The organism is Brachybacterium sp. Marseille-Q7125 (genome assembly GCF_023062615.1).
Classification (GTDB): Bacteria; Actinomycetota; Actinomycetes; order Actinomycetales; family Dermabacteraceae; genus Brachybacterium.
In genome coordinates, this window is record NZ_JALLAL010000051.1 from 1 (window position 1) to 21,273 (window position 21,273).

The window sequence follows — 21,273 nt, forward strand, 5'->3', positions numbered from 1 at the left end:
CCGCGGCGGAGGGGCGCCCGCTGCGGCCGGCCCCGCGGGCGGCCCCGCCAGACCCCGGGCGGGGCCCCCCGGGGGCCCGGCACCGCCCGGCGGCCCCGGCCCCACGCGCCCGGCCCCGACCCTCAGCTCAGCCCTGCACGTCCTTGCGCGCCGCGACAAACGCCTGCACCGCGGCCTCGACGTCCTCCTCGGTGTGCGCGGCGGAGAGTTGCACGCGGATGCGCGCCTTGCCCTTGGGTACCACCGGGTAGGAGAACGCGGTGACGTACACCCCGTGTTCGAGCATCGCATCGGCCACGCGGGCGGCGAGCGCTGCGTCCCCGAACATCACCGGGATGATCGCGTGCTCGCCGGGTAGCAGGTCGAACCCCTCCTCGGTCATGCGGCGGCGGAACTGCTCGGTGTTGCGCTGCAGCTGGGCGCGCAGCTCCGCGGAGCCGGCCACCATCTGCAGCGCCTCGAGGGTCGCAGCCACGATCGTGGGGGCCAGGGAGTTGGAGAACAGGTAGGGCCGCCCCTTCTGCCGCAGCAGGTCCACGATCTCGCGCCGCCCGGAGACGTAGCCGCCGGAGGCGCCGCCGAGGGCCTTGCCGAAGGTGCCGGTGTAGATGTCCACGCGGTCGCTGACACCGAAGTGCTCGGGGGTGCCGGCGCCGGTCTCGCCCATGAAGCCCACGGCGTGCGAGTCATCGACCATGACCAGCGCACCGTATTCCTCGGCGAGGTCGCAGATCCCCTCGAGCGGCGCGAGGTAACCGTCCATGGAGAACACGCCGTCGGTGACGATGACGGTGCGGCGCGCCCCCTTCCCGTCGTTCAGCTCCTTCGTGGCCTCGAGCTGGGCACGCAGGTCCGCGAGGTCGGCGTTCTTGTAGCGGAAGCGCGCGGCCTTGGACAGGCGGATCCCGTCGATCAGGGAGGCGTGGTTCAGCTCGTCGGAGATGATCGCGTCCTCCCGCCCGAATAGCGGGTCGAACACGGCGCCGTTGGCGTCGAAGCAGGAGGAGAACAGGATCGTCGCCTCGGTGCCGAGGAACTGCGAGACCGCGTCCTCGAGCTGCAGGTGCAGGTCCTGGGTGCCGCAGATGAACCGCACGGAGGCCATGCCGAAGCCGCGCTCATCCAGCGCGCGCTTCGCAGCCTCGATGAGCCGCGGATGGTCGGCGAGCCCCAGGTAGTTGTTGGCGCAGAAGTTCAGCACCTCGGCGCCGTCACGCCCGATGGGGCCGGCGGTGATGCGGTTTCCCTGCGGGGTGGCGATGACGCGCTCGTGCTTGTAGGTGCCGGCCTGCTCGATCTCGGCGAGCTCGGCGGTCAGCTGGTCCTTGAGGTCGGTGTACATGGGGTCCTTCCCTCGGGATGGGTGGTGGTGAATGGTCAGGGGGCCGACGGGGGCTGTGCCTACTGCACAATGCCCCGCCCACTCCGTGGGCCAGGTCAGGAGCTGATGTGCTCCCAGTCCAGGACCACCTTGCCGGCCTCGCCGGCGCGGGCGATCTCGTAGCCGCGCTCCCACTGCTCGGCGGGCAGCACGTCGGTGATCGTCGCCTCGATCGCGCGGCGCAGCGTCGGGGACGTCGAGAGCATCGCGCTCATGGCGTTCCAGGTCTCGAACATCTCGCGGCCGTAGATGCCCTGCAGGGTGATCATGCGGGTGACCACCATCGTCCAGTCGATCTCGAACTGCTGGGCGGGCAGACCCAGCAGGGCGATCCGGCCGCCGTGGTTCATGTTCTCGATCATCTCCTGGAGGGCGCGGGCGCTGCCGGAGATCTCCAGGCCCACGTCGAAGCCCTCGCGCATGCCCAGCTGCTTCTGGGCGTCACGCACCCGGGTGGAGGCGACGTCCAGGACCACATCGGCGCCGGAGGATTCGCGGGCCATCTGCAGGCGGTGAGGGTTGAGGTCGGTGAGGGTGATGTAGCGGGCGCCGGCGTGGCGGGAGACCGCCGCGGCCATGAGGCCGATCGGCCCGGCACCGGTGATCAGCACATCCTCGCCCACCAGCGGGAACTTGAGGGCCGTGTGCACGGCGTTGCCCAGGGGGTCGAAGACGGCGCCGAGCTCGGGGGTGATCAGCTCGGTGCCGCCGCCGTGCTCGTGGACCCACACGTTCTGGTGCGGCAGGACGACGTATTCAGCGAAGGCGCCGTCGCGCTGCACGCCGATGGAGCGGGTGCGGATGCACATCTGGCGGCGGCCGGCGCGGCAGTTGCGGCACGTCCCGCACACCACGTGGCCCTCCCCGGAGATGCGGTCGCCGACGCGTACATCGGGCACCTCGGACCCCACCTCGACGACCTCGCCGTAGAACTCATGGCCGGGGGTGAAGGGGACGGTGTCGCACATCTGCTGGGCGGAGGCGTCCCAGGCCAGGATGTGCAGGTCGGTGCCGCAGATCCCGGCGCGCAGCACCCGCACCTTGACGTCCCACGGCCCGGGCTGCGGCTCGGGAACCTCGGTGAATTCCAGCCCCGCGCCGGGCGCGGTCTTGCGCAGTGCGCGCATCGTGCTTCCTCTCTTCTGCCCTCGCGGGCTCTCCGGCGCCCGGGTGGGCGTTCGTTCATCTCCCAGCATGGCCCCTCCGCCGCCGCCCGGTGGCCGACGGAAGGCCCGTGTCCGCGCGGGCGGACTCCATGTGCCGCATGCGGGGCGGCGCGGTGGATGGTTCAGGCGCTCTCCTCGGCATGCTCGCGCTCGGGGTCGCGGGCCTGCGGTGCTTCCTGCGCGTCCACGCCGGGCAGCAGCGCATCGCGCGCCACCTCGTCGAGCTCGCGCAGGAATCGGGAGTTGGTGCGGGCCAGGGGCTGCAGCTGCGTGCCCCACAGGATGGATTCGAGCGGCACGCCGACGGCGTACAGCCCCGCCTGTTCGCGCCCGGTTGCATCCACCACCCGGTAGGGGGCGGGGCCCACCTCGAGCGCCCCGGTGGGCACGGGCTGGGCCCCATCGGCCCCGGGGATCTCCCAGGCCCGCCCGAGGCCGTCCTCGCGCAGCGCATGCAGCACCGGGTTGGCGCTGTGGGGGAAGTCCGCCGGTGGCGAGGATGACCGCATCGGCCACGATGTCGTGCACCGGGGCCGACGGGTCATGCCCGGGGTCGGTGGGCGGGACGGCGCCGGCCACACTGATGCGCCAGCGCTCCCCTCCGGGCGTGATGCGCTGCGCGATGCCGGGCACGTGCGTGACCTGCGCGCCGACGGGGGCGGCGGGCCCTCCGGCTCTGCGATCACGATGCCCCTGGCGATCCGCTCACTGGCCTTCGAGCAGCTGCAGTACGGGCAGGCCTCGGCGCTCGCGATCTACGCCTCGCTGCTGCTGGCCGTGATCGCCGCGTACTACCTGTGGCAGATGCGCAAGAGCCGCCAGAAGATGGGGTGAGCGCCGGGGCGGGGTGGCCGGGGTGGCTGGGCAGGGCTCGCCCGGCTGAGCTGGCCCGACACGCGCGCCTGAGCTGACCTCGCCTGAGCTGACCAAGCACGCAAATGTGGGATCCCGTGGCATGTTGGCGGCGCGCATGCCACGGGATCCCACATTTGCGCGGGCTCTGCTGGGACGGGAGCACGCGCGGCCGCGGGTGCGGGGCGTGGGCCCGTCGGCCCAGCCCCCGTCGGCCGCAGGGCGTGACCGGCGTCAAGCCCCCGTCGGCCCGCGGTCAGTTCCCGTTGAGGAAGTTCTGCAGGGCCTTGACGGTCGCGTAGTTGGCGCGGAAGTCGCCAGCGCCGTTCGGGGCAAGCCCCATGGTGGCGCGCAGCTTCCGGGTAGTCTCCGGGCCCAGTCGACCATCCTGGACCGCACCGATCTTCTTCTGCAGCGCCTTGATGTCGTTCGTCGACAGGCTCCCGTCCTGGTTCACGCCCAGCCAGCCCTGCAGGGCGCGGGTGGTGGCGGGACCGAACCGGCCATCCAGCTCGAGCGTGCCGCTCGTGGAGGGGGCCGATGGGACGGTGCGGGCCGGGGCGCCATCGTTGAGGAAGCTCTGCAGGGCCTTGACGGTGGCGTAGTTGAAGCGGAAGTCGCCAGCGCCGTTCGGGGCAAGCCCCATGGTGGCGCGCAGCTTCCGGGTAGTCTCCGGGCCCAGTCGACCATCCTGGACCGCACCGATCTTCTTCTGCAGCGCCTTGATGTCACCGGTGGAGAAACGCCCATCCTGGGTCACACCCAGCCAGCGCTCCAGAGCGCGAGTGGTGGCGGGACCGAACCGGCCATCCAGCGCGAGGGAACCGCTCGTCGAGGGAGCCGACGGGGCGGTGCGGGCCGGGGCGCCGTCATTCAGGAACTGCTGCAGGGCGCGAACCGTGGCCCGGTCGCCCCGGAAGTCACCAGCGCCGTTGGAGGAAAGCCCCATGGTGGCGCGCAGCTTGCGCGTGGTCTCCGGGCCCAGCCGACCATCCCGCGCCGCGCCGATCTTCCCCTGCAGGGTCTTGATGTCCGCGGTGGTCAGGCGACCGTCCTGGCGCACCCCGATCCAGCCCTCGAGCGCGCGGGTGGTCGCGGGGCCGAACTTGCCGTCCACCACGAGCGCGCCGGAGCTCGGGCGGTCGCTGCCGCGGGAGGCGGAGTCATCCTCGCGCGGGGTGGTGCTGCCCCCGGGCTGGGCGTTCGCATCGGCGCCGCCGTTGGCGCGGGTGAGGCCGGCGCGCACCGAGCACACGGGCCAGGCGCCGGGGCCCTGCCCCTGCAGGGTGCGCTTGGCGACGGCGATCTGCTCGGCCTTGGTGGCCTGATGGGCGTTGGGCGCGTACTCAGTGCCGCCGAAGGCCCGCCAAGTGGAAGGGGAGAACTGCAGGCCGCCGTAGTAGCCATTGCCGGTGTTGATGGACCAGTTCCCGCCGGATTCGCAGGCCGCGACGCGGTCCCACACGGAGTCATCGGCCAGGGCCGACGGGGTCGCTGCCAGGCCCAGGCCTGCGGCGACGACCGCGCCGCCGGTGGCCGCAGCGATCTTCGGGGCCACGCGGGCGCCGCGGAAGTAGACGGCCGAGCCCTCTGCGCGGTGGGTCGGGGCGTGACGGCGAGCAGACATCGGAACTCCTGGGGAAGACGGGGAAGGGAAGGCGGGGAAGAGGATGTCGGGATGGTCCAGGCGCCGTGGGATGCGGGCGCGCCTCATCACCGTGCCTGGTCCTCATCACCGTGCCTGGTCAGCGACAGAAGGGGCCAGCGGGAATACCGCATTCCACCCCGGGCTTTATCAAGATTTTGCCGAAATGGCCGCGAGGCGAAATGACATCGAGGGAATTACGGAGTACAAGCCTGCGGGCCTCAGCCCGGGGTGCGGGCGGGGCTGTGCCGACGGCGGGTCGGGTTGCAGGCGGCGTCGGGCTGCCGGGCTGGACCGCCCGGCGCCCCGGCCCAGGCCCGCAAATGTGAGCTCCCGTGGCATGCGCGGCGCGACCATGCCACCGGATCCCGCATTTGTGCGAGTAAGGGCGGGCCCGTGCCGCCCGCCCGTCGACCCCACGCCTCGCGCCCACCCCTCGGCCCCACGCCTCACGCCCGGGGCTCAGTAAACTGGGCCGATGCTCGCCGGCCGCCCCTCGGCTCACACCACCGCCCGCCCTCCGGCCCGCCTCTCGGCGCTGTCGCTCGTCTGGCGAACGCTGGTCACGTTCGCCTGCCTCGCGGTGCTGCTCGTCGGCGGGCTGACCCGCTCCAACGACCTGTTCCCCTTCGGCGTGCTGGACCAGTTCTCCCGCGGCATACCCCCGAACGGCCAGGTGGTCAACACCTGCCTGCAGGGCGTCACGGCGGAGGGCGCGGTGATCGACATCCGCTTCGGGCATCGCAGCGTCGGCATCGAACGGGCCGATGTGGAGAATCAGCTTCCCGCAATCCAGGAAGACCCTGCGCTGCTGGAACCGCTCGCGGCGGAGTACGACCGTCGGCACCCCGATGATGCGCCGCTGCAGGCGCTGATCCTGTGCCAGCGCATCACCCAGCTGCGAGACGGGGCCGCGCACGGCGAGGAAGAGCTGGTCGAGGTGACGCAATGGGAGCGCTGAGCACCGCCCTGCGCAGCGTCCTGGCCCCGGCGGTGCCGCTCGAGCGGGTGCGGATGCTGCGCGTGCTGCTGTACGGGTTCGTCATCGTGGACGTGCTGACCTTCTCGCGCGACGTCCTCTCCCACGCCACGAGCCCCGGGTTCTTCCAACCGCTGCTGCTGACGCGGCTGCTGCATCTGCCGCCGGTGACCCCGGCGCTCGCCTGGACGCTGCTGGCGGTGATCCTCATCGGCTGCGCCTTGGTGATCTGGGGGTGGCGGGAACGCCTGGTGGGCGCGGTCGTGGCGGTCGCGTTCTGGGTGTGGATGCTGTATTCGAACTCCTACGGGTACGTGGCGCACGACCACATGGCGCTCATGGTCGCGCTCGCGGTGCTGCCCACGGTACCGACGGGGTCGGGCGCGGGCGGCGCGGACACGGCAGGTGGAAGCGCGGCGGGCGGGGGCTCGGAGGCCGCCGGCTGGGCGCTGCGGGCCATCCAGATCGCCGTGGTCAGCACCTATGTGTTCTCCGTGATCCCGAAGATCCTGTACTCGGGCTCGCTCGCGAACTGGGGCAACAGCGCGATCCTCACGTGGGCGTCGATCCGCCGCGGCACCCCGGTGGCGCACTGGCTGGTGGAGCACACGCCGTGGCTGTTCGTGCCAGCGCAGTGGGCGGGGCTAGCCCTTGAGGCACTCGCCCCGGTGGTGCTGTTCCTGCGCGGGAAGGCGCTGTACCTCACGGTGGCGCTGTACATCGGGTTCCACCTGAGCACACTCGTGCTGCTGGGCATCCACTTCCTGCCCACTGTGGTGTGCTGGGCCGCGTTCCTGCCGCTCGAGCGATGGAGGGGCCGACGAGGCTGAGGGCGCCAGCCCGCCCGCAGCGCAGCGTCCGCCCCTGCTACAGCGCCCCGGGCGCCTGCTTCTCGCGGGCGCGGTCGGCGATGCTGAAGCCCATGGCCACGAGCGTCAGGCCCATGATGATGCTCACCACGATCACGAACGCCTCGAGCCACGGCGTGCCGGACTCGGTGAGGGAGAACAGGATGCCGGGGATCATCGCGGTGCCGATCGCGGCGCCGATCCGCTGCCCGAGCTGCAGGATCCCGCCGGCCACGCCGCCGAAGCGCGGATCCATCGAGTTCAGCGTGAGGGTCTGGTTCGGGGAGATGGTCATGCCCTGGCTGAGGCCCATGAGCGTCAGCGGAGCGGCCAGCCACCAGAAGGACAGCGTCCCGTTCTCCACGAAGCCGGACATGATCGCGGTCAGCAGCATCGAGGTGAAGGCGATCCCGAAGCCGACGATCACCAGGCGCCGCCCCAGCGTGAGCACGTACCGCCCGGCCACCTGCGAGCTGATCGCCGCGGCGGCGGAGGACGGCAGGCCGATCAGCGCCGCCTCGAACGCCGTGTGCTGTAGGTGCATCTGCAGGAACAGCGGGATGATGATCCACACGCTCGTGGCGCCCAGGAAGTACACGGAGATGATGAGGATGCCGTTGCGGAAGGCGCGGTTGGTGAAAATCCCGGTGTCCACCATGGGGGCGCGCCCGCGGCGCCGGTAGCGCTGCTCCCACGCCCACCACAGGCCCAGCACCATGAGCCCGGCGGGGAAGCTCAGCCACACCAGCGGGCTCACGCCGCGCTCGAGGAACGGCAGCATGATCCCGAGGATCGCGGCGCTCAGCAGCACGGTGCCGACGGGGTCGAGGTCCGGCAGGCGGCCGCTGCGCAGCTTGTCATCGGGGATGTACCGGAACGCGCCGATGATCGCCACGACCCCTACCGGCACGTTCATGAGGAACATCCAGCGCCAGCCCAGCTCGGGGCCCAGCAGCTGGATCAGTCCGCCGCCCAGCACGGGGCCGATGGCGGTGGCGACCGCGACGGTGGTGGCCAGCAGCGCGAAGGCTCGCGCGCGGTCCTGGCCGCGGAAATGCTGCTGGATCAGGGCGACCGTCTGGGGGTTCAGCAGGCCGGAGCCGATGCCCTGCAGGATCCGTGAGAGATTCAGGATCTCCACGGTCGGGGCGATGCCGGACAGCAGCGAGCCGAGGGTGAACACCCCCACGCCGATGATGAACATGCGCCGTCGCCCGGTGGCATCGCCCGCCCGCCCCGCAGGCACCAGCAGGATCCCGAAGGCGAGGGCGTACCCGGAGATCACCCACTGCAGGTCCCCGGAATCCGCGTCCAGGCCCTCCCCGATCGCGGCCAATGCCACGTTGATGACGCTGACAGCCACGAGGGCGGCGAACAGCGGCGCGAGCAGTACGCCCAGCAGGGGTTTGCGCCGCACCGGCGGGGACGGGGAGGAGGGGTCGGGGATCACCCGGCCACCGTACGCACGGCCCGACGGTCCGGCCACCCGGCGTGAGCCACAGGACAAGCCGGGGCTGCCCCGCGCCCGGAGCATAGAGGCAGGGCCGACGGGACCCAGCGCGGCTCCCACGTGGCGCCGCGGCCGCCACACCGCCGCGGCCGCCTCACTGCTGCGGGGCGCCTCCCTGCTGCGAGGAGCCTCCCGGGGCGAAGGGGTTGCCGGCCTGCCGGGAGAGCGGGCCGCGGGCGTCGTCCCGGTAGGGGCCAGGCGGGATGACGTAGCTGGTGCGGTCCTGCCGCAGCGGAGCGGCCACCTGCATGTCGCGGATCGCCGGCAGGCCGGTGTAGTCCACGCCGGGGAAGCGGCCGAACTGGTCGGTGGCCCAGGCGGGGCGCTCTCGGTCGGCGGCATCGAGCATCGCCAGCGCTTCCGCGGGGGTCGGGTAGCTCTTGGAGAACGTGCCGCCGGGCACGAGCGGCGCCGAGAACATGTTGCCGCCGGGCCGGATCCACATCGAGCCGGGCTTGGAGCGGTCGCGCAGGGCGTGGGCGCGCCAGGTCAGCGGCGGATGTGTCGCGCTGAACCACACGGACAGGTGCGTCCACAGCCCGCCCTCGGTGTGGGCGCGGTCGGCGACCTCATGCGTGTTGACGTCGGCGTTGAGGTACTTCCCGGCGCCGAGCACGCCGATGGTGCCCATCGCGCCCTGGGGGCAGAAGGCGTAGCCGTAGTTGTCGGCGGTGTACTCCTGCGCGCGGGAGTAGGCCATGCCGATGATCGGCACCTGGTGCAGCAGGTTGCTGAACAGGATGCGGAAGTAGGAGACGTGCCCGGCGGCGTGATGCCCCAGCTCGTGGGCGATCACGAAGCGCAAAGCGTCGGGGTCGCGGACCTTGCCGCCCACCTCGAACAGGTCAGAGTGGACCACGACGATGCGGCGCAGCCCGTGGCCGAAGGCGAAGGCGTTGATGACGCCGTTGCCGGTGACGACGTAGGCGTCGGGGATGCGGCGCATGCCGAAGTACTGGGCGGCTTCGGCCACCATGCGGTAGCCCTCGGGGAACTGGGTGGGGCTCATGCGCACGCCGCGCAGCCGGTAGTTGGCGTACATCATGGCGCGGGCGATGAAGATGACGATCCACATGATGCCGACGATGAACACGATCTGCACGATGAAGCCCATCACGGGGGTGGAGACCCAGTTCCACAGCAGGCCCGCCCAGGTGGTGAAGGTCTGCTGCTCGCTGGGGGCGGAGATGCTCTCCGGGGTGTACTCGCCGATGACCAGGCCGTAGATCACCACCGCGGCGGACACCAGCCACGCCAGCATCGCCAGGACGGTGAAGATGATGCCGACGGCGAGCATCGGCAGTTCCCAGGGGTGGCGGATCCTCTTCTGCCCCAGGATCCCGTGGATGGTGGTGCCGTTGTATACGGTGGGGTCGGCGGGCTGCGTGGACGGGGCCTGGATGGGGGCCGATGGCGGCGGTGGATAGGACGTCATAGTGCGCGCCCCTGGTTCGGTGGGTGACCGGAGCCGACGATATCTACGTCCGCCCGGCCACGGGAGGCGCGGCGGCAGATTGTGGATGAATCATCGCCGCAGGGCGGAGCCGGCGTGGACGCAGAGTGGAACGGGTCGCGCCGAAAGGCGCAGCGGGGTCAGCCGATCGGCGGATCCGCTCACCCTGGCCGGGCGCTCGGTCAGCCTGCCGGGGCCGGGTGCTCAGCTGCACAGCGGACGCGCCCGCACCCCGCCGACGCGCCCCCACCCCGCCGACGCGCCCGCACCCCGCCGCTCAGCGGAACAGCCGGCCCAGCAGGGCCTTGCGCAGGCCCGTGTACGGCGGGTACACCAGGCGCAGCGTGTCCGGGCGGAGGGGCTTTCGGGCCACGGGCTTGGCGTGCGTGAAGACCTCGAAGCCGGCGCGGCCGTGGTAGGCGCCCATGCCGGACTCCCCCACCCCGCCGAAGGGGATCCCGCTGCTGCCCACATGCGCGAGGGTCATCCCCAGGGCGAGGGAGCCGGAGGAGGTGCGCTCGGCGAACAGCTCCTCGACCTCGCGGCGGGGGGAGAACACGTAGGCGGTCAGCGGCTTCTCCCCCGCGGCGATGCGGGCCACCGCCTCCTCGGGGCCGTCGACGGCGAGCAGCGGCAGGATCGGACCGAAGATCTCCTCGCCCATCACGGGATCATCCCAGGCCACGTCGGTCATGATCGTCGGCGGGATGAAGCGCTCGGCGCGGTCGGCGCCCGCGGTGCCGCCCAGGATCGCCTTGTCGTCGTCGATCAGGCCGAGCACGCGGTCCACGTGCCGTTCGGCGACGATCCGGCCGTAGTCGGGGCTGCGCCGCGGGTCCTTGCCGTACATGGCGCGGACGGCGCGCAGCAGGTGCGGGGTGAGCTTCTCGATGGTGCGCGGGGTGGCCATGAGGTAGTCGGGGGCGATGCAGGTCTGCCCGGCGTTGGTGAACTTCCCCCACACGATGCGGCGCGCGGCGGTCTTGAGGTCAGTGCCCTCGTCCACGAACACGGGGGATTTCCCGCCCAGCTCCAGCACCGTGGGGGTGAGGTGCTCGGCGGCGGCGCGCGCGACGATCCGGCCGACGGTGCCGTTGCCGGTGTAGAAGATGAGGTCGAAGCGCTGCTCGAGCAGGATCGTGGTCTCCTCGACCGCGCCTTCGACGACCCGCACCCAGTCGGGATCCAGGTGGGTACGCAGCAGGTGCGCGAGGGCCGCGGAGGTTGCGGGCGCCACCTCGGAGGGCTTGAGGATCGCGGTGTTGCCGCCGGCGATCGCGCCGATCAGCGGGCCGAGCGTGAGGTTCAGCGGGTAGTTCCACGGCGCGATGATCAGCGTGGTGCCCATCGGTTCGCGGCGCAGCTGCGCGGAGGCGGGGCTGAGCAGCAGGCCGGGCCGCAGCCGCTCGGGCCGCATCCACGAGGCGAGGTTCCGGCGCACCTCGCGGATCTCCTGCCCCACGACGCCGAGCTCCGTGATCGCGGCTTCCGTCCGAGGCTTGCCGAGGTCCTGCGCAAGGGCGGTCAGCAGCAGCTCGCGCTCCGCGGCGATGCCGCGCTCGAGGGCAGTGAGCTGCGCGAGGCGGGCGCGCAGGGGCCGGGTGGTGCCGGCGTCGAAGGAGGTACGCAGGGCGGTGACGTCCTCGATGATCGCGGAGCGCTGGGCGGGGTCCGGAGTGGTGGGGGCGGCATCGGGTGTGGGGGAGGCCATAGGTGCACGATACGACGCCGCGGATGCCGCGTGCGCAGCCGACGGCGCACATCTGCCCAGGTGAGCGTGACGACCGACGGCACCCGGATAATGACATCTGTCCGGATGGTGAACGGGTGATCACGATCCCGTTACACGGGGCGGCTCGCGGCTTCCCACACATGCATCCAGAACGTACTATTGGCCCGTTACCGCCCGGTCTTACGGATGCTTTTCTCCGGGGCGGGGTCCCGCTTCGCTGGCCCCACCCTGACGAGCGAAGGCGTTCGGGGCGCCGACCATTTACGTGTTGGAGGAACCAATGACCGACCGTTCTGAGCAGACCCCGACGCGCAGTCAGACCTCGCGCCGCGCCCTCGTGAAGGGCGCCGCCTGGGCTACGCCCGCAGCCGCCATGGCGTTCGCTGCGCCGGCTTTCGCAGCATCGCCTACCCGCAACTATCGGATGCGGGCGTCGCATTACTACCAGCGGTGGTGCAATACGTCCACACCGAGCATGAGGCTGACGAACCAGGTGCCGGTGGGCACCTCGCCGCTCGGCTTCACCGTGGTGAACGACAAGAAGAGCGACGGGACGATCTCCGAGCCGACAACGATCACGATCCAGTCGCTGACGTACGTCGTCGGTATCCCTGAGGTCTACATCAACTCGTCCAACTACGAGAACCCGTTCGTATTCCAGAACGGGACCGGCGCCAACTGGCAGCTCCAGAGCTCCACCAGGCAGCACATGAACGGCCAGTACTACCGGGTCTACACCTTCACGTTCATCGGTCCGAAGACGTCTTCGTCCGTTGCCGATAACACCACTACGCGCCCGACCTCCTGGCCCAACTCCGCCTTCGACGCGAACCTGCGGTACAACAGCAGAATGTGCAGCTACCCGAGCTACCAGATCTGGGGCGGCTACACCGCGACGATGACGGCCGCCAACGGCGGCACGGTCAAGACCGACACGCTACCTCCGCAGTGGGTCACGATGAAGTGATCGCTGGGCCCGCGCCCGACACAGCCCTCGACGCGTCGCATCGCGCTCCGGAATCGCATTCCGGCGTGATGCGGCGCGTCGCTGTGTGGGGACCGCTCCGCCCATGCCCCTGCCGCGAGACAATGGATCCCACGCCCGATGCCCGGGCTGACGGGAGGTTCGAGGAATGACCGTGCTGCTGCTGGCCGCACCGATCCTGATGGCGCTCACCCTGCTGGTCTCGGGGCTTGCAAAGCTCGGCACGCGGCAGGGCACGCAGGATGCGATGACCTCGCTGCGGATCCCAGCGCGCCCCCTGCACCCGCTGGTGGCGAACCTGCTGCCGGCCGGCGAGGTCGTGCTGGCGCTCGCCCTGTGGATCCCGCTGTGGCGGCTCCAGATAGCCGTCGCCGTGCTGATCCTGCTGCTGGTGCTCGCGTACCTGGTGATCATCGCGCGGGCCCTCACCTTCGACGAGCAGGTGGACTGCTCCTGCTTCGGCACCCTCGCCTCCCCCACCGTCACCCGCTCCACCTTGGGCCGGAACATCATCCTCACCCTCCTCGCGGCGCTCACCCTCATCGCCGCGATCAGCGGGATCCTCACCATCACCGTGGTGCAGGCCCCGCTGTACCTGGTGATCATCGCGGCCGTGCTGCTGCTGACCGTGCTGCTCACGGTGCTGACCCTGGGCGGCCTCGAGAGTCCTACAACAGCTGACCCCGCGGCGACACCCGCTCCCGCGGCCCCGGTCCCCAGCCCCGCAGCCCCCGGGCCCGATGCGCCAGGCACACCGCTCGACCGGCCCGGCGTCGTCACCGACGAGGAGCCGGGCGAGGACGGCCTGCTGGACTACGAGCGCACCCCCATCCCCGCGGCGATCCTGCAGCGTCCCGACGGATCGCTCATATCCCTGGACCGCCTCACGATCGAACGCGCGGCGCTGCTGGTGTTCGCAACCGAAGGCTGCGGGCCCTGCGAACGGGTGCTGGACCATGCCGAGGAGTGGATCGAGGACCTCTCCCCCTACCTGCAGGTGCGCTTTGTGTTCTCCCGCCCGAAGGAGTCCCTGCGCGAGCGCACCGCGCAGCGGGTGGGGGACGCGGTGCTGCACGACCACGAGTTCACGACCCGGACCGCGCTCGGGGCCCGCGGTGCCCCGTCGGCCGTGCTGCTGGGCGCCGACGGTCTACTGGCCGGCGGCCCCGTCACCGGCGGTGACGCCGTGATCGACTTCGTGACCGAGATGCAGGAGCAGATCTCGCAGGCCCGGGAGGACGGTGAGCTGCCGTGAGCACCCATTCCGCCGCGCCGCTGTCCGTCCTGTTCGTCTGCACCGGCAATGTGTGCCGCTCCCCCTTCGCCGAGCGTCTCCTGGCCGCCCGGGTCCCCGGCGCCCGCACCGCGAGCCGCGGCATCGCGGCACTGGATGGGCACCCGATGGAGGCGCGGATGGCCGCGGAGCTCAGCGAGCGCGGCGGTGATGCAGAGGGCTTCCGCGCCACCACCGTCACCGCTCCGGACCTGGGCGCAGATCTGGTGCTCACCATGTCCCAGCGCCAGCGCATGCATCTGATCGACGAGTTCCCGCACGCGGTGCGGCGCATCGGGCTGCTCGGCACCCTGCCGCAGCTGGTGCGGCTCGTGCAGGAGACCCCCGAGCGTCCGCTGCGAGAGCACGTGGCCGCCTGGTCCCGGATCCCGGCTTCGCGCGGAGCGGACATCCCCGACCCCTACCGGCGGGGCCCCGAGGCGGCAGCGCACGCCGCCCGCCTCATCGATACGCAGATCGAGGCGCTCGCGGGACTGCTCAGCCCCTGACCACCCAGCCGGAGGCCACGAGGTCCTCGAGCACCCGGGCGAGGATGTCCCCGCTCGCCGGGTCCTCCCCCAGCTCGTCGACCAGTGTCTGGATCATGTCCGCGAGGGTGAGCGGGCCGTCGGTGCGCAGGATCTCCCACACTAGCCCTGACAGACCCGGCAGGTGCACTGCGCTGCGTTGATCCAGCACGAACACCCCGCTATCCATCGCGAGGGCCTGCGCCGCCGGAGCGGCCTGAAGGAGCCCTGGGCTGGGTGCCTCAGCAGCCCGCGGGGCGGGCAGCGGGGCGTGCGGGGAGTCGAGCGGCGGCGGCAGCTCGGACAGCAGCTCGGGGAGCTGAGCGGATTCGGTGTACCGCACCTCGACGGCGCCGCCGGTCCTGGTCAGCAGCCCAGCGAGGATCGCGAGCCCGTCCGGCAGCTCCCACAGCGAGGACGTCTGCGGCACCACCGCGGCGAGCGCCTCCCCCAGTGGAAGCCGACGCACCGCCCCCGAGCCGTCGCCGTCCTGCTCCCGGCGCAGGACCACCACGATGTCCGGGGCCGCGGCGGTGCGGGCCGGGACCAGGCCCAGGTCCGGCAGCGCGATGTCGCCCTTGTCGCGCCCGGGCCCCGCCCCGAGGGAGACAGGCTTGGGGTACCCGGTGATGCGGAGGTCCGACGGGTCCAGGATGGTCAGCTCGTCGCTCAGGTATCGCCCTGCGGCGGAGAGGGTGCGGGTGGCCGTGGACTTCCCGGCCCCGGAGGCACCGATCAGCGTCACCACCCCGAGGTCCGGGTGCTGGAGCGTGCCGGCGTGCAGCAGGAGGCGAGTGCCTACGCGGCGGGCGATGAGCTTGCGGGTGATCAGGCCGGAGACCACATAGGCCGCGGCGGCACCGGACGGGGGCACGGCGACCGCACCCTCCCGCTGCTCGCCCGGTGCCACGAGGTCCAGGACGATGTCCGGCTCGCGATCTCCGGCGGGCACCGCCACGTGCTCCCAGAGGTGCGCCAGGATTCCTGCGAGCTCTTCGAGCCCCTCCCCCAGGTGCAGGTGCAGGAGGGCGCCGTCCAGCTGCAGGTGCAGGTCCGATCCGGTCGTTCCTGGCATGGTCTTCGGTGGGGTCATGGTCCGCTCAGCGCTCCTGCTCCACCACGCCGAGCTGTTCGAGCTCGCGCAGGAACTCCGCGATCGAGCTCTCCGCCTCGGCCGGCAGATCCTCGTACATCGTGCGCAGGAAGGCGGTGATCTCCGCGGCGTCCCGGGGCTCGCCCTCGGCGGCGAGCATCGCGTCCATCACCAGCAGCCCGGTACCGGTGACCTGCACGATGGGGCCGTGGGGCAGGGCACCCACCCACATCGTGCTGTCCTCGTGCTCGTCATGGACCGGGTCCTTCAGGCGGTAGCGCATCACGGCACGCTCGCCTGGGCCAGCCGCCCGTGCCCGCGGGCCCGCAGCGGTCCTTCGTCGGCGCCGACGAACACGGCCCGCCCGGGGACCAGCTCATGCTCGGCGCCGCCTGCCTCGACGGTGAGTTCGCCCTCGAGCCCCAGCACGATGCGGGGGCCGCTGCCGGGCACGCGGTGGAGGCTCCCGTCGGCGGCGGGACCCTCGAGGGTGGTCAGAGAGAGCTCGAAGTCGTCCACCGGGGCGTAGAAGGCGTCCGTGGTCTCGTTCTGATGCTCGGGCGCCACGCGCATCGGCGGGGCGGCGGCCACGCTCACGCACTGCAGCATCTCCTCAGCGTCCACCTTCTTGCGCGTGAGCCCAGCGCGCAGCACGTTGTCGGAGGAGGCCATGATCTCGAGCCCCGTTCCGCGCAGGTAGGCGTGCAGGGTGCCGTCGGGGACGAACAGCGCCTCCCCAGGCTGGAGGGACACGGGGTTCAGCAGCAGCGCTGCGACCACCCCGGGGTCCCCTGGGTGATGCTCGGCCAGGAAGGAGACGATTCGGTCGATCCGCGGCGAGGGCGAGCGTCCCTGCTCGAGGCGCTCGCGGCAGGCGGCCACCACCTCGGTGACAACAGCCGGGTCGGGCCGCACCGGCCCGGTGACCAGGGCGCGGAAGGCGGCGCGCATGCCATGGGCGTTGGGGCTCTCCAGCAGCAGGCGGTGCAGGCGGTCGGTGAGCTCCGTGCCCAGTCCCTGCAGCATGCTGGCGGCGCGGCGCGGGGTACGGAACCCGCACAGCGCCGTGAAGTCCGTCAGCGCCACCAGCATCTCCGGCTTGTGGTTGTCATCGCGGTAGTTGCGCAGCGGGGAGTCCAGGGGCAGTCCGGCCGCCCTCTCCGCGGCAAAGGATTCCACGGCGTACTCACGGCTGGGATGGACCTGCAGGGACAGCGGCTGCTCGGGCGCGATGATCTTCAGCAGGTACGGCAGGCGCTCGTCGAAGGCGCGAGCGGTCACCTCGCCCAGACGCCCCTGAGGGTCCTGCGCGATGACCTCGTCGAGCGTGCGGCCGTCCGGAACGGTCGACGGCGCGGCGGGATGCGCTCCGTACCAGGCTTCAGCCCACGGGCGGCCGTCGGCCGTGGCACCGAGCATCTGCGGGATCGCGGTGCGGGACCCCCAGGCGTAGTGCTGAATACGACTATCGATCTTCCACATGACCCGCTCCTTCCCGCGGCGCGGATGCGAGCCGCACATGCCTACACTCCTCGGTATGAGCACCACCCTGCAGGTCCCCACCGCAGTACGCCTGCGATTGGCGCACGGCTGCCTGGAGCACCATGCGCGGACCGCCGGGGCTCGCATCCTCCATATCAAGGGCGAAGCCCTGCATCCGGTGCTTTCCGCGGGACGCCCCGGATCCACGGACTGCGACGTGCTGGTGGCGCCCGCGGACGTCGCCGCATTCACGCGCGTCCTGGAGGCCGCCGGCTGGGAGCAGATCACCACGTTCCCGCAAGGCAGCGTGTTCGGGCATGCCGCTGCGTTCCATCACCAGCTGTGGGGCACCGTGGACGTTCACCGCTGGTTCCCCGGGATGCACCGAGATCCCGCGCACTCCTTCGAACGTCTGTGGTCCGATCACGAGGTGACAGACCTGGGCGGGATCGACTGCGCCGTCCCGGCCCTGCTGCACCAGCGGCTGCTGCTGCTGGTGCACGCCGCCCGCGAGTCCGCCGGGAAGTCCGCCCGGGACGTCGAGGCGGCGTGGGGCACGCTGGATGCCGAAGGCCGCGGAGCAGTGGTGGCGCTGGCCCGCGAGCTGGGCGCCGAGGTGCCGCTGGGACTGGTCACCGGCCAGGAGGAGCTGGTGACGGGAGGCCGGGACGAGCACCTGTGGCGTGCGCTGGACGTGGATGCCGACGCCACCACGGTGTGGCGGGCACGGCTGCGGGATGCGCGCGGGGTGCTGGGGCACGTTCGGGTGCTGGCCCAGGCGATGCATGTCAATCACGACCATCTCTCCCTCCGGCTGGGCCATGCACCGAGCCGCCGCGAGCTGCGGCGGGAGTGGTGGTCGCGGTGGGTTCGGCTGGCGAAGAAACTCCTGCGGCGCCGCTGAGCAGCAGGCGGCGCAGACCCAGCCCGGCGGCGACCCCCAGGGCCGCTCCCAGGGTGTTCATGACGATGTCCCGCACATCCGCCTGCCGGGTGCCGAGCGACAGCTGGTAGGTCTCCACCGCGGCGGAGCAGGCGGCGCCCACGGCTACCCACCACCAGGTGGGGCGCAGCACCGCGAGCGCGGCGAAAGCCGGGATGAACAGCAGCACGTTCGCCACCACCGCGAACTGCTCCGGGGTGACAAGGTGACGCATGCCCAGCAGCCCGGTGGTCCAGAACCAGACCTGCACGTTGGCGCGGTTGACCCCCCAACCATCCGAGGTCAGCAGCAGTGCAGCGGCGGCCAGGACGTAAAGCGCGAGCACGGCGATCGCGGCGAGTCGAAGGAGCCGGAGGCTCACGTCAGTACGCTCCCGCCGCGGCGAGCACCGCCCTGACGGTGCGCAAAAGGATCTGCAGGTCCCGGAAGAAGGACCAGTTATCCACGTAGTAGAGGTCCAGCCGGACGGTGTCCTCCCAGGACAGATCGCTGCGACCGGAGACCTGCCACAGCCCGGTGATGCCGGGCCGCACGCTCAGTCGGCGCCGCGCCATCTCGTCGTACTCGGCGACCTCCTGCGGCAAGGCCGGCCGGGGCCCCACCAGGCTCATGTCCCCGCGCAGCACGTTCCACAGCTGCGGCAGCTCGTCCAGCGAGTATTTGCGCAGAAAGCGGCCAGGTTTGGTGATACGTGGGTCCTCGCGCATCTTGAACATCACGGCGTTGCCCCGGTCCTGGACGGCCCGCTCCAGCTTCTCCACGCGCACGGCCTCCGCGTCGGTGACCATGGAGCGGAACTTGAGGAACTCAAAATGCTGGCCGTCGCGACCCACGCGGTCCTGCCGAAAGATCACAGGCCCGCCGTCGTGCAGCCGGATGCGCAGGGCAATCAGCCCCATCAGCGGGGCGAGCAGCAGCAGACCCGCCCCAGCGGCGATGATGTCGAAGGCGCGCTTGGTCCAGCGCAGCGCCTCGCGGGCGCGCGGCAGGTCCATATGCACCAGCGGCAGTCCGGCCACGGGCCGCATCTGCACGCGGTCGGCAGCGATCTCGGACAGCGCGGGCACCACGATCACGCGCACGTCTTCGCGTTCGAGCTGCCAGGCGGTGCGGCGGAACTCCTCGGGGCCGGTGCCGGCGCCGGCGGCGAACAGTAGGACGCCGGGGCGTTCACGCCGCACCACTTCCAGCAGGTCCTCGCGGGCGCCGAGCACGGGAATGCCCGTGCGGGAGCTGCGGTCCTGTCCGGTGGGGGTGAGTGCGCCGATCACGCTGTAGCCCAGCCAGCGTTCGCGGTGGAGGGTGCGGGCGATCTGGTCGATGTGCTCGAGGGAGCCGACGGCCAGCACCTGGGTGCCCAGGTGCCCGCGGGCGCGCAGGCGGTTGAGGATCCGACGGGCCAGCACGCGCACGCCCAGCAGAAGCACGGGGCCGATGAGGAACAGCAGCGTGAAGAAGGTGCGGGACAGCGGGATGTCCGCGAGATACACCACTGCGCCGACGATCCCGGCGGCGGCCAGGGAGGCGTGCAGGAGGTTGCGGTACAGGTCCGGGCCGGAGGGGATCAGGCGGACGTCGTACCCGTTGAACAGGATGATCGCCAGCAGCCAGCCGGCTGCCATCGGCAGAGCGGCATCGGCCACGTAACCGGTGAGATCCCCGGCGGCGGGGAACAGGCTCTGGCGCAGGATGATCGCGAGGGCCACGGCGAGCGCGAGGGCCACACCGTCCGCGCCGGCCAGCAGCCAGGAGATGCGGCGTTCGCTGTGGCGCTGCAGGAGGGCGCGGGCACGCGACGCCGCGGTGGCGGACGCGGTGCTCGGGGCCGACGGGGCACGGCCGGGCGTGGTGGCCGACGGGACTGGGCCAGGCGCGGTGGAGTCAGAGCGCGAGGGCGCGGAGCGCTCCAGCTGCGTCACCATGCTCCACCTCTTTCCACCGGCTTCAGGGCCTGCGCAGCGTGCCGTGGGCACGCACTGCATAGCGCGCACCGGTGTGGTGTTCCACCCCTCAGCCGAGGGCTGTCACAGACCTGCTGCGACCCTCCGACCACCCCCAGTGACCGGCAGGTCACCACATACGGTTCATTTTCTGCGCAGGTGTTGTCAAGCCCTGCCGACAGCCCGAAAGGTCACAACAACTGCCCACACGCTGGGAAAAAGGTTTTCAGTCAGGTGTCTTTACATCCTCACCCTTATGGGTCAACGCTGGCCGGGGGCCTTTCCATGCCGTCGAGATCTGAGGGTCGTCAGCAAGGACAACTTTCCGGCACGCACAGCATGTGCCACCCATCACTTCAAGGCGTGTGGTGGGGACCACGACGGTGATGGCGGGTGGCGTCAGATTCCGAGGGTCAGCGGACTGCTCTCCCCCGCCGCGGGAGCTCGAACAGCAGATCCACCGGGGAAACCCGCCGCCGCAGGAGCACGAGGACGCCTCCACCGATGAGCGCCAGCGAGAACCCGACGACCACGATGCCCATTCCGTCCAGCGCGATCCCGCTGCGACTCACGGCCTGCGCGAGCAGGGCCATGACCGGGTAGTGGGAGACATAGAAGACCAGCGAGCTGCGCCCCACCCACTCCACCGGAGCCAGGGCGCGGGGGACCGGACATCCCGTCGGCAGCAGTCCCTGCGCAAGCGCCGAGGTGCCGACCGCCGCGGGGATCACTCGCACCAGTCGCCACAGCACACCGTCGTCGAGGTGCAGCCCCATCTGCAGCAGCTGCGCCGTGACGGCGAACGCGATGAGCACGACGCCGAGCAGCAGGACCCGGTGTCGGCTGAGCGATGCGAGCCGTGGGGCCAGCAGGTGCCCCAGGAAGAACAGCGTCATGTAGAAGAAGAAGCTGGTGATGAAGCCGCGCTGCGCAGCATCGGCAACCGCCGCCATCCCCACTGCCGTGAGCAGCACAGGCATCGCGCCGATGCGGGGCACGAGAAGCGCGATGAGGTAGTAGACGAACAGGAACGCGAGGTACCACAGGTAGAGGGTCTGGACCCACTCCCACGGCCGCAGCAGCTCCGAGAGCCGGCCTAGCACCGCGAAGATCACGATCGCCCACACCAGGTAGGACCACACAAGAACGCGTGCCTTGCCCCAGATGTAGGTGCCCAGTGGCCTGCCGAGCGACCGGGCGAGCAGGGCGCCGGAGAGGACCATGAGCACGGGCATGCGGAAGGGTGACAGGAACGCGTTCAGCAGGTGCACCGCTTCAGGGGTAGCGATGGCAGCGGTGATGCCCGGAATGGTGCTGGCGTGGGAAAGCAGGAGGAATGGATCGCCCCGGGGATGATGGAGGCAGTGAAGCCACGGAAAGGACTTCCCTGTCATGCCTGCACCACGCAAGTACCCCGACGAGCTGCGTGAGCGAGCGGTTCGTATGGTTCTCGATGCGCTCGAA

20 protein-coding genes are annotated in these 21,273 nt (G+C 71.1%); 7 read left to right on the plus strand and 13 right to left on the minus strand.

Going from position 1 to position 21,273, the window contains the following annotated elements; genetic code table 11:
* Positions 1-127: 127 nt before the first annotated feature.
* From MU407_RS11590 to MU407_RS11600, 3 genes are all read right to left on the minus strand, one after another.
* On the minus strand, positions 128-1,342 hold the full coding sequence (locus tag MU407_RS11590; RefSeq protein ID WP_102237325.1) for a glycine C-acetyltransferase: 1,215 nt from the start codon (positions 1,340-1,342) through the stop codon (positions 128-130).
* A 95-nt stretch (positions 1,343-1,437) separates the two neighbouring features.
* On the minus strand, positions 1,438-2,508 hold the full coding sequence (gene tdh / locus MU407_RS11595) for an L-threonine 3-dehydrogenase (protein WP_246957648.1): 1,071 nt from the start codon (positions 2,506-2,508) through the stop codon (positions 1,438-1,440).
* 161 nt (positions 2,509-2,669) lie between these two features.
* Entirely contained in the window at positions 2,670-3,056 is a 387-nt protein-coding gene (locus MU407_RS11600; protein ID WP_246957652.1) for a hypothetical protein, read from the minus strand.
* Between the two features lie 34 nt (positions 3,057-3,090).
* Here MU407_RS11600 and MU407_RS11605 point away from each other — a divergent pair, with 34 nt between their 5' ends.
* Entirely contained in the window at positions 3,091-3,381 is a 291-nt protein-coding gene (locus MU407_RS11605; protein WP_246957655.1) for a hypothetical protein, read from the plus strand.
* 274 nt (positions 3,382-3,655) lie between these two features.
* On the opposite strand, the gene MU407_RS11610 is transcribed toward MU407_RS11605, so the two are convergent.
* The gene (locus MU407_RS11610; RefSeq protein ID WP_246957658.1) at positions 3,656-5,026 is read right to left on the minus strand and encodes a transglycosylase family protein; all 1,371 of its coding nucleotides are present in this window, start codon (positions 5,024-5,026) and stop codon (positions 3,656-3,658) included.
* Between the two features lie 496 nt (positions 5,027-5,522).
* Between MU407_RS11610 and MU407_RS11615 the strand changes: the two genes are divergently transcribed.
* Both MU407_RS11615 and MU407_RS11620 read left to right on the plus strand, forming a co-directional pair.
* Positions 5,523-6,005, plus strand: coding sequence for a hypothetical protein (locus MU407_RS11615; protein WP_246957661.1), 483 nt, complete (start codon positions 5,523-5,525; stop codon positions 6,003-6,005).
* Positions 5,993-6,853: a hypothetical protein gene (locus MU407_RS11620; RefSeq protein ID WP_246957662.1), complete on the plus strand. Its 861-nt coding sequence runs from the start codon at positions 5,993-5,995 to the stop codon at positions 6,851-6,853. Before MU407_RS11615 ends, MU407_RS11620 begins: the two co-directional genes overlap by 13 nt.
* A gap of 37 nt (positions 6,854-6,890) precedes the next feature.
* Here MU407_RS11620 and MU407_RS11625 read toward each other — a convergent pair whose 3' ends face one another.
* The 3 genes from MU407_RS11625 to MU407_RS11635 form a co-directional block, all read right to left on the minus strand.
* A complete protein-coding gene (locus tag MU407_RS11625) occupies positions 6,891-8,321 on the minus strand; it encodes an MFS transporter (protein WP_102236956.1) in 1,431 nt (476 codons plus the stop codon).
* Between the two features lie 154 nt (positions 8,322-8,475).
* Positions 8,476-9,816 (minus strand): M48 family metallopeptidase, encoded by a 1,341-nt coding sequence (locus MU407_RS11630; protein ID WP_246957665.1) that lies wholly within the window; start codon positions 9,814-9,816, stop codon positions 8,476-8,478.
* A gap of 295 nt (positions 9,817-10,111) precedes the next feature.
* Complete coding sequence (locus MU407_RS11635; RefSeq protein ID WP_246957668.1) at positions 10,112-11,545, minus strand: aldehyde dehydrogenase family protein; 1,434 nt, start codon at positions 11,543-11,545, stop codon at positions 10,112-10,114.
* A 496-nt stretch (positions 11,546-12,041) separates the two neighbouring features.
* Here MU407_RS11635 and MU407_RS11640 point away from each other — a divergent pair, with 496 nt between their 5' ends.
* From MU407_RS11640 to MU407_RS11650, 3 genes are all read left to right on the plus strand, one after another.
* A complete protein-coding gene (locus tag MU407_RS11640) occupies positions 12,042-12,533 on the plus strand; it encodes a hypothetical protein (protein WP_246957671.1) in 492 nt (163 codons plus the stop codon).
* Positions 12,534-12,699: 166 nt separating this feature from the next.
* Entirely contained in the window at positions 12,700-13,806 is a 1,107-nt protein-coding gene (locus MU407_RS11645; protein WP_246957673.1) for a MauE/DoxX family redox-associated membrane protein, read from the plus strand.
* Positions 13,803-14,333: a hypothetical protein gene (locus tag MU407_RS11650; RefSeq protein WP_246957675.1), complete on the plus strand. Its 531-nt coding sequence runs from the start codon at positions 13,803-13,805 to the stop codon at positions 14,331-14,333. Before MU407_RS11645 ends, MU407_RS11650 begins: the two co-directional genes overlap by 4 nt.
* Here MU407_RS11650 and MU407_RS11655 read toward each other — a convergent pair.
* From MU407_RS11655 to manA, 3 genes are read right to left on the minus strand one after another with little or no spacing between them, the layout of a single operon-like run.
* Entirely contained in the window at positions 14,323-15,444 is a 1,122-nt protein-coding gene (locus MU407_RS11655) for a hypothetical protein (RefSeq protein WP_246957676.1), read from the minus strand. The two genes, MU407_RS11650 and MU407_RS11655, sit on opposite strands and share 11 nt — an antisense overlap.
* Positions 15,445-15,451: 7 nt before the next feature.
* On the minus strand, positions 15,452-15,727 hold the full coding sequence (locus MU407_RS11660; protein WP_246957678.1) for a PqqD family peptide modification chaperone: 276 nt from the start codon (positions 15,725-15,727) through the stop codon (positions 15,452-15,454).
* Positions 15,727-16,926: a mannose-6-phosphate isomerase, class I gene (gene manA / locus MU407_RS11665; RefSeq protein ID WP_246957680.1), complete on the minus strand. Its 1,200-nt coding sequence runs from the start codon at positions 16,924-16,926 to the stop codon at positions 15,727-15,729. Before manA ends, MU407_RS11660 begins: the two co-directional genes overlap by 1 nt.
* A gap of 55 nt (positions 16,927-16,981) precedes the next feature.
* Between manA and MU407_RS11670 the strand changes: the two genes are divergently transcribed.
* Positions 16,982-17,830 carry a nucleotidyltransferase family protein gene (locus MU407_RS11670; RefSeq protein ID WP_246957682.1) on the plus strand — a complete coding sequence of 283 codons (849 nt, stop codon included), beginning with the start codon at positions 16,982-16,984 and terminating at the stop codon, positions 17,828-17,830.
* Here MU407_RS11670 and MU407_RS11675 read toward each other — a convergent pair.
* From MU407_RS11675 to MU407_RS11685, 3 genes are all read right to left on the minus strand, one after another.
* The gene (locus MU407_RS11675) at positions 17,715-18,230 is read right to left on the minus strand and encodes a VanZ family protein (protein ID WP_246957684.1); all 516 of its coding nucleotides are present in this window, start codon (positions 18,228-18,230) and stop codon (positions 17,715-17,717) included. The two genes, MU407_RS11670 and MU407_RS11675, sit on opposite strands and share 116 nt — an antisense overlap.
* A 1-nt stretch (position 18,231) precedes the next feature.
* The gene (locus MU407_RS11680; protein ID WP_246957686.1) at positions 18,232-19,791 is read right to left on the minus strand and encodes a sugar transferase; all 1,560 of its coding nucleotides are present in this window, start codon (positions 19,789-19,791) and stop codon (positions 18,232-18,234) included.
* Between the two features lie 431 nt (positions 19,792-20,222).
* Positions 20,223-21,203 (minus strand): acyltransferase, encoded by a 981-nt coding sequence (locus MU407_RS11685; protein WP_246957688.1) that lies wholly within the window; start codon positions 21,201-21,203, stop codon positions 20,223-20,225.
* Positions 21,204-21,273: the final 70 nt, after the last annotated feature.

Coding starts and splice junctions, on each gene's coding strand:
- MU407_RS11590 (WP_102237325.1), bottom strand. CDS start 1,342: ATGTACACCGACCTCAAGGACCAGCTGACCGCCGAGCTCGCCGAGATC.
- tdh (WP_246957648.1), bottom strand. CDS start 2,508: ATGCGCGCACTGCGCAAGACCGCGCCCGGCGCGGGGCTGGAATTCACC.
- MU407_RS11600 (WP_246957652.1), bottom strand. CDS start 3,056: ATGCGGTCATCCTCGCCACCGGCGGACTTCCCCCACAGCGCCAACCCG.
- MU407_RS11605 (WP_246957655.1), top strand. CDS start 3,091: ATGCCCGGGGTCGGTGGGCGGGACGGCGCCGGCCACACTGATGCGCCA.
- MU407_RS11610 (WP_246957658.1), bottom strand. CDS start 5,026: ATGTCTGCTCGCCGTCACGCCCCGACCCACCGCGCAGAGGGCTCGGCC.
- MU407_RS11615 (WP_246957661.1), top strand. CDS start 5,523: ATGCTCGCCGGCCGCCCCTCGGCTCACACCACCGCCCGCCCTCCGGCC.
- MU407_RS11620 (WP_246957662.1), top strand. CDS start 5,993: ATGGGAGCGCTGAGCACCGCCCTGCGCAGCGTCCTGGCCCCGGCGGTG.
- MU407_RS11630 (WP_246957665.1), bottom strand. CDS start 9,816: ATGACGTCCTATCCACCGCCGCCATCGGCCCCCATCCAGGCCCCGTCC.
- MU407_RS11635 (WP_246957668.1), bottom strand. CDS start 11,545: ATGGCCTCCCCCACACCCGATGCCGCCCCCACCACTCCGGACCCCGCC.
- MU407_RS11640 (WP_246957671.1), top strand. CDS start 12,042: ATGAGGCTGACGAACCAGGTGCCGGTGGGCACCTCGCCGCTCGGCTTC.
- MU407_RS11645 (WP_246957673.1), top strand. CDS start 12,700: ATGACCGTGCTGCTGCTGGCCGCACCGATCCTGATGGCGCTCACCCTG.
- MU407_RS11655 (WP_246957676.1), bottom strand. CDS start 15,444: ATGACCCCACCGAAGACCATGCCAGGAACGACCGGATCGGACCTGCAC.
- MU407_RS11660 (WP_246957678.1), bottom strand. CDS start 15,727: ATGCGCTACCGCCTGAAGGACCCGGTCCATGACGAGCACGAGGACAGC.
- manA (WP_246957680.1), bottom strand. CDS start 16,926: ATGTGGAAGATCGATAGTCGTATTCAGCACTACGCCTGGGGGTCCCGC.
- MU407_RS11670 (WP_246957682.1), top strand. CDS start 16,982: ATGAGCACCACCCTGCAGGTCCCCACCGCAGTACGCCTGCGATTGGCG.
- MU407_RS11680 (WP_246957686.1), bottom strand. CDS start 19,791: ATGGTGACGCAGCTGGAGCGCTCCGCGCCCTCGCGCTCTGACTCCACC.
- MU407_RS11685 (WP_246957688.1), bottom strand. CDS start 21,203: ATGACAGGGAAGTCCTTTCCGTGGCTTCACTGCCTCCATCATCCCCGG.